This window comes from Candidatus Villigracilis sp. (assembly GCF_057083605.1).
In genome coordinates this window covers 64905-77100 of sequence record NZ_JBXMTI010000063.1, presented here as the reverse complement: position 1 = coordinate 77100, position 12196 = coordinate 64905, and the positions used below count along the sequence as shown (strand labels likewise).

The 12196-nt window shown below is 49.3% G+C and carries 12 protein-coding genes; 1 reads left to right on the top strand and 11 read right to left on the bottom strand.

Features of this window, described 5'->3' with window-relative positions:
- Positions 1–87: 87 nt before the first annotated feature.
- The 7 genes from AC14M5_RS10240 to AC14M5_RS10210 form a co-directional block, all read right to left on the bottom strand.
- The gene (locus AC14M5_RS10240) at positions 88–1245 is read right to left on the bottom strand and encodes a LysM peptidoglycan-binding domain-containing protein (protein WP_484029562.1); all 1158 of its coding nucleotides are present in this window, start codon (positions 1243–1245) and stop codon (positions 88–90) included.
- Between the two features lie 48 nt (positions 1246–1293).
- A complete protein-coding gene (locus AC14M5_RS10235; protein ID WP_484029561.1) occupies positions 1294–1581 on the bottom strand; it encodes a DUF1330 domain-containing protein in 288 nt (95 codons plus the stop codon).
- The gene (locus AC14M5_RS10230) at positions 1578–2885 is read right to left on the bottom strand and encodes a hemolysin family protein (protein WP_484029560.1); all 1308 of its coding nucleotides are present in this window, start codon (positions 2883–2885) and stop codon (positions 1578–1580) included. Before AC14M5_RS10230 ends, AC14M5_RS10235 begins: the two co-directional genes overlap by 4 nt.
- Before the next feature lie 198 nt (positions 2886–3083).
- On the bottom strand, positions 3084–3428 hold the full coding sequence (locus AC14M5_RS10225) for a hypothetical protein (protein ID WP_484029559.1): 345 nt from the start codon (positions 3426–3428) through the stop codon (positions 3084–3086).
- Positions 3391–3726: a deaminase gene (locus tag AC14M5_RS10220; protein ID WP_484029558.1), complete on the bottom strand. Its 336-nt coding sequence runs from the start codon at positions 3724–3726 to the stop codon at positions 3391–3393. Before AC14M5_RS10220 ends, AC14M5_RS10225 begins: the two co-directional genes overlap by 38 nt.
- A gap of 151 nt (positions 3727–3877) precedes the next feature.
- Positions 3878–4939 carry a selenide, water dikinase SelD gene (selD, locus tag AC14M5_RS10215; RefSeq protein WP_484029557.1) on the bottom strand — a complete coding sequence of 354 codons (1062 nt, stop codon included), beginning with the start codon at positions 4937–4939 and terminating at the stop codon, positions 3878–3880.
- A 74-nt stretch (positions 4940–5013) separates the two neighbouring features.
- A complete protein-coding gene (locus AC14M5_RS10210) occupies positions 5014–6030 on the bottom strand; it encodes a prohibitin family protein (RefSeq protein ID WP_484029556.1) in 1017 nt (338 codons plus the stop codon).
- 76 nt (positions 6031–6106) lie between these two features.
- Here AC14M5_RS10210 and AC14M5_RS10205 point away from each other — a divergent pair, with 76 nt between their 5' ends.
- Positions 6107–6778, top strand: coding sequence for an iron-sulfur cluster-binding protein (locus AC14M5_RS10205; RefSeq protein ID WP_484029555.1), 672 nt, complete (start codon positions 6107–6109; stop codon positions 6776–6778).
- A gap of 28 nt (positions 6779–6806) precedes the next feature.
- On the opposite strand, the gene AC14M5_RS10200 is transcribed toward AC14M5_RS10205, so the two are convergent.
- The 4 genes from AC14M5_RS10200 to AC14M5_RS10185 all read right to left on the bottom strand — a co-directional run bounded on the left by AC14M5_RS10200 (position 6807) and on the right by AC14M5_RS10185 (position 12151).
- The gene (locus AC14M5_RS10200; RefSeq protein WP_484029554.1) at positions 6807–7748 is read right to left on the bottom strand and encodes a transthyretin-like family protein; all 942 of its coding nucleotides are present in this window, start codon (positions 7746–7748) and stop codon (positions 6807–6809) included.
- 272 nt (positions 7749–8020) lie between these two features.
- Positions 8021–9592: a formylglycine-generating enzyme family protein gene (locus AC14M5_RS10195; RefSeq protein ID WP_484029553.1), complete on the bottom strand. Its 1572-nt coding sequence runs from the start codon at positions 9590–9592 to the stop codon at positions 8021–8023.
- A 107-nt stretch (positions 9593–9699) separates the two neighbouring features.
- Complete coding sequence (wecB, locus tag AC14M5_RS10190) at positions 9700–10806, bottom strand: non-hydrolyzing UDP-N-acetylglucosamine 2-epimerase (protein ID WP_484029552.1); 1107 nt, start codon at positions 10804–10806, stop codon at positions 9700–9702.
- 19 nt (positions 10807–10825) lie between these two features.
- Complete coding sequence (locus AC14M5_RS10185; RefSeq protein ID WP_484029551.1) at positions 10826–12151, bottom strand: nucleotide sugar dehydrogenase; 1326 nt, start codon at positions 12149–12151, stop codon at positions 10826–10828.
- Positions 12152–12196: the final 45 nt, after the last annotated feature.

The window sequence follows — 12196 nt, the reverse complement described above, 5'->3', positions numbered from 1 at the left end:
CAGCGAGTCAATTCAAGATTTTGGCCGTAAATCGTTTCGCTGTGTCCCTACAAATCCATATCTAAAGTTGAGATTTCAGACAGTTTCTTAGGGATTGGGTGTGCCTTGGACGGCAACTCCCACCCAGGTGAAGACGCGCTTATCACTTACTGCGCCTGATGCAACCCAAATCGGTTGACCCTGATCATCCACGCCAGCCTGACGGACGGGGGTGACCCACCAACGCAGGACATGTGCCACGTTGTCTTTCGGGCGGAAGGAAGTTGGCACGATGTATTTTGTGTCTGTCACATAATCTGTGAGGCGGGTGGTTTGGGAGGCGGTGACATCTTCCACGGTGACCTGGTATGCCTCGCCATCGCGCAGGGCTCCAACAGATGCCCATTGCAATGTGACAACATCGTTGGCCAGGGTGAAGGCAGCGCCGTCCGCAGGGAGAAGCAGGTTCGGGGCGGGGTAGGGAGGCGGAAGAGTCGCAGTGGGAGTGGGCCCGGGTGTAGCGGCACGCATACAAAGAGGGATGAGCAGACCTTGTCCAAGAAAGACATTATCCGTGGTTAGGCCGTTGAATTCTTTGATGGCAGCCATCGGCACGGCATAATTCAAGGAGATGCTTGAAAGCGTGTCGTTTTCCTGAACAGTGATCGGGACAGTTTCACATGCTTGTTTAGTTGCATCCACTGGAAGTGGTGTGTTGGTGGCGGGCGGCGGGACTGTGGGTGTAGGGTATGGGATCTTGAGTGCTTGTCCCTGGCTGATCGGGCAAGTGGATGGGAGGTTGTTTGTAATGATGATGCTCTGGATCGAGACATTGAAATTGAACGCGATCAGAGAACAGGTTTCGCCGGGACCAACGGTGTAATCAAACGGAGGTTGTTGTGTAGCTGTGGGAATATCCGTTGGAAGCTGGGTGGCGGTGGATGGAAGTGTGGCCGTAGGAGTTTCTGTAGGAGTTGGAGTATCTATTGTTGAAAATGCAGCTTCATCTTTTGGTACAGCAAAAAAAGTAGTGGCGGCTGCAATGATGATCACAACTGCCAGTACGCCTACAGCCGCAGGGAGGCTCAAACGAATCTCTGGCATACGGCTTGCCTGCACCGATTTTTCCGCTTTCTTGATAACTTTCGGTGCGGCGCGCGCACTGAACTCTGTTCCGCATACGAGACAGCGTGTGGCGCTCTCGCTTAAACGCGTTCCACAGGTAGGACAGACTTTTGTTTTGTTGGAAGAAGGTTCTTGAGTCATACGGGCGAAGATTATACCTTGATTTTATCTTGAAGCCTGAAAGGGTATTTACGTGCCTTCTACAACCACCATATTCGTTCGTGCATATTGATGACGCAGTTTTCGAGCGGGTGCGTATTCAGGTGAGTCTAACCACTTTTTTGCCTGCTCCATTGATGGGAACTCAAGGATGACCAGCCGTTTGGCTAGCCATTCGCCTTCGAGCGTTTCGTTATGCCCGCCTCGTGCGATGTATTTTCCTCCATACAATTCCACCGCTCGCGGCGCCATTATTACATATTCCTTGTAGCCTTCAGGGTCGGTTATTTCGATATCTACAATTACATAGGCTGTCATTGTTGTCTCTCTTGAGCATTCTGTGCTTTTGGGAGTGTGGTGACTAGCACTTTATCCACGCGGCGCCCGTCCATATCGATCACTTCAAAGCGCAATCCGTGCCATTCAAATTGATCTGCGGCCTGGGGCACGCGCCCAAGGGAGACCATCATAAAACCGCTTAAAGTTTCATATTCATCTTCGTGAGGCAGTTCGTTGAGGTCGAAGATTTCCTTGAACTCATCCACTTCGAGCATACCATCCAATAACCACGATCCATCCTGTCGTTGAGTTGCCTGCGGTTCCTCTGTTTCCATTTCGCCGACGATCTCTTCGAGAATGTCATTGATGGTGATCAACCCTTGCAAACCGCCAAATTCATCTATTACCAGCAGAAGTTCAGTGCCTTTCTCTTTGAAGATTTCCAATGCGCGGGATGCGAACATTGTTTCCGGTATGTAGTATGCAGGCTTGATGAGGGACTTTAATTTGATTTCTTCGCCTGAAAGGCTTTGCACGAGCATATCCCGCGATTTAACGATGCCGATGATGGTTTCCAGTGAGTCTTGCCGTACAGGGAAACGGGAGTACGCGCTTTCAGCTATCTTCGTATGTATCTCTTCCACCGAGTCGTTAATATCCAACCAGACGATCTCTGTACGAGGAGTCATCAGCGAGTAAACGCGACGGTCACTCAGGCTGAAGATGCCTTCCACCATATCCTGTTCGGCTTCTTCAAACACGCCCGCCTGTGTACCCTGGCTGATGAGCATCTGAAGCTCCTCTTCTGTAATGGGAGGTTCCGACGACGCGTCAACGCCAATCAGACGCAGGACAAAATTTGTCGCTGCGCTCATAAGTTTGATGAAGGGAGAAAAAACTTTTGAAAGAAAAAGCATTGGACCTGCCACAATCTGTGCGATTTTTTCGGGGCTATTAAGCCCCAGCCTTTTTGGAACCAGTTCACCCAGCCAGATGGTCAGTATCGTGATGGATACCACCACCACACCCAGCGAAATCGAGGCACTGTACTCACCAATATAGGGAACATTTTGCAATGCCCTTGCCAGTGATTCTGAGATTGTTGCGCCGCCAACCGCACCAGCCAAAACCCCGATCAATGTGATACCGATCTGGATGGTGGATAGGAAAATATTTGGATCCTCGATCAGCTTGATCGCCAAAGCGGATGATTTATGACCCTCTCCCGCTTGTTGCTGCAGGCGGGCCTTTCGTGATGCAACCAGCGCAGCTTCAGACATTGCCAGAACGGCGTTGATCAGAATCAGCACAAGGATTATCAATATTTCGTTGCCGATGCTCATGTTTTCCTTTGGTGATACTCTTCAGAATGTATTACAGGTATTGTTAAATCCATATAGCCGCGCAAATCGATTCGCGGCATGACGAAGTTTCGTCAGTTTTTATGAACGAATTACTGGGAGGTTTTTCGGAGGGGGAGCTTGAATCTGGTTCTATGGGGATTTCAGACATGATGTTTATTACAATTTATTGTTCTGCCCTTATTGTACCTGATATGTGAGCCAATTTATAGCGTCGTTTGCAGATAGACCATCTTTTTGTCTTTTGCGAAGTTCATTGGACCGATATAGCGCAATCCCAAATTCCACAGCTTTGAGAGACATCGCACGCCACTCATCGAAAAAACGACTTGCGATCACAGTTTCTCCGCGCAAGGTTATTTCTGTCTCTACCAGCATGGCGATCAGGCTGATTTCAAGGGAGTGGTCAAAAGGCGGCCTTATATGGATGGGTTTTCGGCTGAGATAGGGTGTTGTCCCTAAAAGGTTGACACTCCCTGCATAGGGATCATGCGCCGCAAAGTGAAGTGCCCGCACACTGGACATATAAAAACGCCCCCATACACAAGGGACATGGCTCCATGGTTGTATACAGTGTTGAAGTGTGGCGGTTTTTCTGGTCGAGTTTCAACGATAGCAAAGCATTGATTTCAGCATGAGCCAGCATGTCGTTGTAAACCTGTTTGTCAGGGGCGGATGTGTCGAGAATGCGATTACGTCCGCGCGCAACGATCCTGCCATCAGCATCTGCTACTACCGCGCCAATTGGTATCGTGCCTGTGCCATATGCCTCCCATGCCATTTCGAGTGCGGCCTGCCAGGGAAGATCAAGGGTATCCCACATAATGTTTCCTATTTCTTATTGATCTTTTTTTCAATATTCTTCAAGCGCTTATCCATGCGCGCATAATATCGAGAAACAATGATAGGAATAATGATCACGATAAAAAGCAGTCCGCAGGTAAGCCCCAACTCAAATATGCCAATACGGAACATTAAGACCGAACCTCTATTCCCTGACCGGCATGGACTTCCCCAATCACCCAAATAGGCTGATCCAATTCCCTGGCACGCTTCTCGAAGGCTTCCAACTTTTCACGCGGTACGCCCAGCAGTAAGCCTCCGCTTGTTTGCGGATCAAATAATAACATTTGGGCTGGCTCATCCAGTTGCTCGTCAAACATTACATTCTTTTCAAAATGCCCCTTGTTATCAAATGCGCCCCCGGGAAAGAATCCTTTTTTGGCATACCCACGAGCGCCGCCAAAAAATGGAAGTTTTGAATTTTCAATCGATAACAGAACGCCAGAGCCTTCTGCCATTTCCGTACCGTGACCAAGCAAGCCGAACCCGGTAATGTCTGTTCCGCCGCGTAAGTCGAATTCCACTGCGAGTTGGCTCGCAGTTTTATTCAAACGAGACATCCATTGGATGGCTTCTTTTATGTCATCGGCTGAGGCCTTTTCCTGTTTGAGTGCGGTTGTGGTCACGCCGCCGCCCAATGGCTTTGTGAGCACCAGCACATCGCCGATTTTTAATCCGCCTTTGCTTAGCATCTTGTGTGGATCGATGAATCCGATCACGACTAAGCCGTATTTTGGCTCTTTATCTTTGACAGTGTGTCCGCCCGCAATTACCACGCCCGCTTCGCGTGCCTTCTCTGCACCTCCACGTAATATCTCACTTGAAATTTCAGTTGACAATTGATCTGGCAGTGCTGCAATATTAAGTGCGAGGAAAGGTTGTCCGCCCATGGCATATACATCTGATAGGCTGTTTGCTGCGGCAATTGAACCATATTCATAGGGCGTATCTACAATGGGGGTGAAAAAATCTGTAGTGACTACAATAGCCTTGTCTTCACTTAAACGCCAAACAGCCGCGTCATCCGGTGATGCAAGACCAACCAACAGGTCAGGATACGAGGCGGGGTCAAAGATATCTTTGATGGGACGCAGAACCTGCGTCAGCGCATCGGCGCTAAGTTTGGACGCTCAACCCGCGCAAGCAGAAAGAGTCGTCAGGCGAATTTCGCGTCCAGTTTGTGGGATCGGCATTGCTGCTCCAAAATTAAATAGTGACCAGTACCAGGCTTCTGGTGACTGGTCACTATTGTACCAAGCTGTTTGTTTTATTCAGGCAGCAAGGTCGTGTTTGGCAGCGGCAGGATGAATTGATTTCCGCTCGGAATGAAAATCGTATTCACGCCGGGGGCAAGTTTCAAAACATATTGGTATTGCACTAATTCAGGTGTAAGGGATTGTGCCAGCAACTGGTTGGCTTGTGCTTCAGCCTGGGCTTGAATGATCCTGGCTTCTGCCGCACCCTGTGCTGCGATCACTGCCGCGTCGGCCTGACCCTGAGCCACTTGCCGCGCCTGCTCTGCTTCCTGCTTCTTCGATTCAACTACAAACTTGGCTTGTTGAGCCTGCTGTTCAGCGATCTGTTTTTGTTCCACAGCCAGTGCGTATTCCTCGCTGAAGTGAATATCACGCAGAACGAAATCCACCAGGATCAGGTTATTCTCCTTGAATTTCGTTTCCATCAGAGCTGTGATCTGATCTTCCATGGCACCGCGTTGTGTGCTGACAATTTCTTCCACGCCGAATTGTGAAGCCACGTCACGGATGATGCCGCGCACGGTGGGGCGCACCAGTTCATCAGTATAGCGGTCCTGCCAGGTGATGTGCAGCGGAATAATGTTGGTTGGGTCAATCGAATAAATGACCGATGCCTCAATGAATACCTCCTGACCGTCATTTGTGCGGGCGCGGATCGAATCATCACCAGTTACTGCACCTTCACCCACTGTGGCAGACATGGTATAGGTTTGCCGTGAGATCGGGTAGGTGCGTACCTGCTCTACAAATGGGATGATCCAATGAACTCCGGGGTCAAGCGCTTCATTACGCAGACCGCCTTCAGCAAAGGCTGAAAATACAACGCCTCTTTCTTCTGGCTGGATGTACACAAGCCCTGCGCCAACTGCCGTCAGCAGTACTGCGGCAACCAACAAAGAGATTACCAGGGTGCTTAATCCTTTTGCAGGTTGATTACGACTCGCGCGCACGAAGATCATAACCAGCACGCCGATGAAACCGATCCAGGCAAAGGTCGCAAGGCCTTGCAGTAAACCTGAAATATTCATAGTTTCCTCCGAAACATAAATTTTTGTGATTATAACTCGCTTGCTTGTGCCCCCCATACGTGTTAACATTTCTCCAATGAAAATTGATAAAGGCCAGGTAAAGGAAGTTCTATTGGACTCGCGTGCGCTGATCACTTGCGCGCCTGAATTGATTCCCGCTGCGGGACAATATCTGCTTGCCCATGCCCTCGGTTCGGACTCACCTCTGCCTGTTCCTCTTTTCTTTAGCGACCCAGCACCGAATGGGTTTGTTGCCGTATCAGAATCACTTTCTTCGTGGGGGCCAGGTACATCTTTAAACTTTCGCGGCCCAATCGGGCACGGGTTTGCAATCCCGCCAGCCGCACGCAAAGTGGCCCTAATTGCATTTGACGATTCGCCCTCACGCCTGCGCGGATTAATATCTACTGTGCTCAAGCAAAACGCGGAGGTTGTAATGGTTTGTAATTCGGCTGTGAGGGATTTGCCTGAAGTCGTGGAAATCCAACCCTTACAAGCCATGCTGGAAATTATCCAATGGGCTGATTATGCCGCCGTTGATGTTGATCGTAGGAATCTATCTCAGTTAAAGGAAATGATAGGGAAACCGAATCAGACAAAAACGTGGGGCGAAGCGCAGGTTTTAGTCCGCGCTCCCATGCCTTGCGGCGCAATGGCTGAATGCGGAGTCTGTGCATTGACTCTTCGTCATGAATGGAAAATGATCTGTAAAGATGGGCCTGTGTTTGAAATGAAAGACTTGCTATAAAAAAACTCCCGCACTGCCTGCGGGAGTTTTAGTACCAGATCCTAAATGATGTTGTAGTCGTTCCACTTAGGCCATTGTAATTGCATGTGATGTCGGTATAAATAAGGCTGCCGTAGGGTTGGTTCGTAAAGGAAAGTGAGACAATGCCCACGCCATTGGAGTTGGTTGTGATGGCCGTCGAGTCATTCCTTCCATCGGGCCAGTGCACAACCGCTGTGCAGCTTGCATTGGATACCGGCTGCGCGTTTTGATCTTGTACGATCACAAAGATCAACTGGGTATCGGTTGCCAGTGTCACGGCCTTCCAGGCGAATGCGCGCACTTGCAGGCCGGTGATAACTTTAGGAGCATTGCCAATTGGGTTTACCGGGGCAAGCAGGGCAGGGTCTTCGCCAAGCTTGTCAAAGTAGATGCGCCCGAGGTCTGAAACTACAACTCGCTGCCCTTCGGCCTTCCAGGGTTGCCATTCCAACCTGGCCTTTTCAAAATATTGAACAAGCTTGTTCTCGTGATATTCAAACCCGGAGATGGGATAGCCGAATTGCGCCTTGCCGCCATATTTATCGAAGAATTCAAGAAAGGCAAAACAAACCGAATACCCTGTTTCTGCATAAGTGCGGCATGCGAAGGAATTGTTTACGTTTACCGGGCCGGTGGATACGAAAGTCTTTTGCCCCAAGGGCGTTAGTTGAATCCGCTGACCTTGGGGGAGGTCGGTGCGATACTCAAAACGCGCGCGCTGGAAGTATTGCACGGTCTTCCCGTCTTTGCTGACAAATTCCTCTGTAATTGGGTAGCCGTAAAGAAAAGTTGCGTTGGGGTTGCCGTTGTAAAACTTAAAAAAATCCCCTTTAACATTGTGGCCGGTCTCGCTAAAATACTTTGTATCAGTGCTTTGTGCGCGTACAGAGGCCCAGCTTGCGCCAAGTAGACAAATTGCCGTGATGATTGCAATGCTTCGCCTGAACATAATTACCACTTTTATTATACTAAGAATTATTTCACAGGACATTACAAACAGCTATCCACAAAAATTTGTAAGGATGTACCCAGATAGCATTCCTGCCCTGATCTGGGAATGGGGGAAAATACCAATTTTTGAAATGGGGGGATTACATTTTTATGGGTATCGCAAAATTTGCTGACCAGAACTTGTGAGGTTTTCCAGAATTTCAATCCTAAAGTTATCTCTATTGAAACAATCCCCCGCCTTTTTGCAGGGGATTGTTTCATAATTATTTATTATGGGCATCCGGTACAGGTAGTAACGCCTCGAATTTCAGTACATACTGGCGTGCAACTCCCTGGGTCTTCGGGTTCGTCGTCAGTATTCGAGTCGTCTCCTCCGACGGAACAATTTACAACCAAGGAGATTTCTTGTACGGTTTGTAACGGAGGAGGATTGTTCAAAACAGGAATACAAAAATTCTCTTGCGTGTAGAACCCTGGCGGGCAGGCTCCAAAGGCCGGAGCGCCCGGGGTTTCTGAAACACAACATTGAGCGGCCGGATCGAAATTGAAACCCGGCAGACAACCTTCACCGGGGCCCGCCGCAAGACAAGCACTGCCTTCCTCGTCCAGGCTATAGCCCGGTGCGCAGCCTGCATAGCCGGATTGTTTAGGAAGTTTACATGTTTGAGGGACGATCGTTATTCCTCCTTTGCCTACACATTTGTAGAGTTCAGGTCCGCCCAGACACTCCGGTGAGACTTGAAGTTGAGCACCTTGCGGGAGCGGGAAAGTTTCAATTTTTATATAAGTGGCTTGTTCATCGCAGGAGATGAATTGTGATAACTCCGGCTGTGCACCACAATCCACTGGACTCACAGCATCAGTAGGTCCACCATTTTGGTCCGCCCCAACCAGGACCAAGGTTTGGCAATATGGAGCAAAGAAGGTTGGGTCTTCCACCACACAACGGAAACCCAGGTCAGGCTGATCTTGTGTCGGCTTAAGAAATGAGCGATGAGCAGACTTGGATGGATCAAAACTATCCTGGTAGCTGCTTCCGCGAACAGAACGTATTTGAGCGATTTCAGGCCCAGTCGGGTTTACATCTGGAGACACATCATAGTATTTGGCGTCAAACCAATCTGCCACCCATTCACGCGCGTTCCCAGACATATCAAGTGCACTATAGAAACTAGCGCCTTGTGGATAAGCTGTTACATCAGTGGGTTTACCTTCGCAGAAATGAAAGTTTAACAAATCACAGGCAGGGCTCGCGTCTCCCCACGGATAAATATTGCCGTCGGGGCCACGCGCGGTTTTTTCCCATTCGGCTTCGGTGGGGAGGCGTCCATGCACAAATGTACAATACGCTGCTGCCTGATCATAATTTACGCCTGTCACCGGTAAACTGATATCAACCGGGTTGTTGAAGGATCGATTGTTTTTCGGATCGGGTGGGGTACAGATGCCGGCTTCGAGACAACGGGCATATTGTCCGTTGGTTACTTTGCTGCCATAGATCCAAAAATCGCTAATAGTTACCACGTGTTCCTTGTCGCCGAAATACTCAGACCCCATCAAAAATGGGCCGCCCGGAACCGCCACTAAAATGGAGCCGTCCACGTGCATATACTTTGAGCCAAGTTCCATAGGAGGCCCGACCAGATCAATTGGTTCAAGTATTGGTGCGTCAGTTGCTGGAATTTCTATCGCAGGGGGAGCAGTTGTCGAAGGTTCAGTAACCGGTACTTCAGTCACTGGTGGTTCGGTGGCCTGTGTAGAAGGTTGAGTTGCCCCCTGGCAGGCAGAAAGAGTCACAGATAAGATTGTAATAACTGTAAGAAAATATAGCACTCGTCTCATTAGAATTCTCCTATAAAGCTATCTTCCTTACAATCATGTAAGGTACGGAAGTATAACCGCTTAGCTTTGTTTACCGATCCCCCACATGGATAGGAAAGTTGACGAGATTACAAACTCTTCTCCTTCAAGAAGGAAACGATCTTTTCTGCCGCGTGTCCATCGCCATATGGATTTGAAGCCCGGGACATTTCCTCATAAGCGGATTTATCCTCCAAAAGCCGCTTCGCCTCGCGGACAATGTGACTGGTCTCTGTTCCAACCAGCTTTAGTGTCCCCTCTTCCACTCCCTCCGGGCGTTCGGTTACTTCGCGCAGTACAAGGACCGGTAAGCCAAAGGCAGGAGCTTCCTCCTGAATCCCACCCGAATCCGTGAGGAAGATCTTCGCCCTCTTCATCAAATGGACAAGCGGCAGGTAATCTAGCGGCGGCAGAAGGGTAATATGTTCAACATCTTTCAGAATTCGGTAAACTGGTTCCTGAACATTGGGATTCAAGTGAACAGGCCAGATTATTTCAATGTCATCACGAACAGCCAGTTCCCTGAGCGCTAAGCAAATGTTTTCCATGGGCCTGCCGAAATTTTCGCGTCTATGGGCGGTGACCAGTATTAGTTTATTAGTTTTTAGTTTTGTAGTTATTAGTCGCGTAATTTCCTGAGGCTGTTCCTGTTGGCTAACGAATTGCAGTGCATCAATAACTGTGTTGCCCGTTACTTTGATAATGCTCTCGTCAACACCTTCGCGCAAAAGGTTTTGTTTGGACCATTCTGTCGGCGCGAAATGTAAGTCTGCGGTGACACCGGCCACACGGCGGTTAATCTCTTCCGGGAAAGGCTGCCATTTGTTGTGAGTCCGCAGGCCGGCCTCCACGTGCCCGAACTTTATGCGATTGAAATAAGTGAGTAGGGAGGTTATGGCTACTGTAGTTGTATCCCCCTGTGCCAGAACCCAATCGGGTTTGAAATCTGATAAGACAGGATCAAGATGGGTGAAGATGGCCGCACTTAATTGTGCGAGAGATTGATCGTCACGCATCAGATCAAGATCGTACTGAGGTTGGATATCGAACAGGCTCAATACTTGATCGAGCATCTGCCTGTGCTGAGCCGTCACACAGACTCGCGATTCCACGCCTGCCGTTTGAGCAAGCAAACGTACGATAGGAGCCATTTTTACGGCTTCGGGGCGGGTTCCAAAAACTGAGAGAATTTTCAATGTTTCGACAGGCTCAATACTAACTGGTGATTTCCAATTTTGATTTGTTATCACCGATGCGGTGGAATCTGAAACCACAGCTTGTCCATGCATCGCTATCCCAGCCATTTACGACATCAATTAAGATGCGGGCTTTTGTTTTTTGTGCGATGTCTTTGGGATCTAGCTTTGTAAATTCGGTGTGCTTGACGAGCAATATGAGCGCATCCGCATCTTGGATAGAAGCTTCAAGAGTGGGGGACATGGTAATCCCTTCGAGATTTGCATCAGGTTTGAAGGGTTCCCACGCCAGCACCTGTGCGCCTTCCCGTTGAAGGATTTGAACGACTTCGTTTGCGGGGCTTTCACGAAGGTCATCCACATCTGGTTTGTATGCCAGGCCGAGTGCGGCTATCTTCTTCCCATTTAATGACCCAATGGCGTGTTTGACCACATCTACAACGAAGTGAGGCTGCGAATCGTTCACTTGCCTCGAATGATAAATAAGCGGAGTGAGTTCAGGTGCGGCTTCTACGAAGAACCACGGGTCCACGCTGATGCAGTGCCCGCCAACGCCGGGGCCGGGGCTGAGGATCTTAACTCGTGGATGCAGGTTTGCGATTGAGATGGCCTCCCACACATCCACGCCGAATTTGTCTGCAAGGCGGGAGAATTCATTGGCAATCGCGATATTAACGTCGCGGTAGGTATTCTCCATCAATTTGACCATTTCAGCAGTGGTTGCATCGGTCTTGATGATCTGTCCTTTGACGAAGATTGAATATAGCTCTTTACCTGCCTCTGCCGATTCGGGGGTAACACCGCCGATCACGCGCGCGTTCTCGATCAATTCACGCAGGATTTGTCCGGGTAAAACCCGTTCGGGAGAATAAGCCAAATGGAAGTCGCGCCCAGCTTCCAGTCCAGAACGAGCGAGGATGGGGGCGATCAAGTCCACCGTAGTTCGCGGAGGGGAAGTCGATTCAAGCACGACTAGATTTCCTTTTTTCAAAAATGGCAGGATAGATTCGGCTGCCGAAATGACCGCACGCATATCCGCCAGTTTGTAACTGATACCGTTGTATTCACCGAATTTGTTTTCTTGAAAAGGTGTGGGAACGGCAATGATGAAAGCATCGGCTTCTTCGGGCTGAGTGACCGCTTTGAAGTTGCCCGAACTGATGGCCTTTTTTACTTCTTCGCGCAGGCCAGGTTCATGAATATGGATCTCACCATTGTTGAGGGTTTTAATGATGTTTGAATTTATATCCACGCCCAAAACTTCGACTCCATGTGCGGCGAAGGTGGATGCTGTAGGCAGGCCGATGTAGCCGAGGCCGATAACACAAATCTTTTGAATTTTCACAATGACTCCCGATGGGTAATTTAGCCTGACTATTATACAACCAGC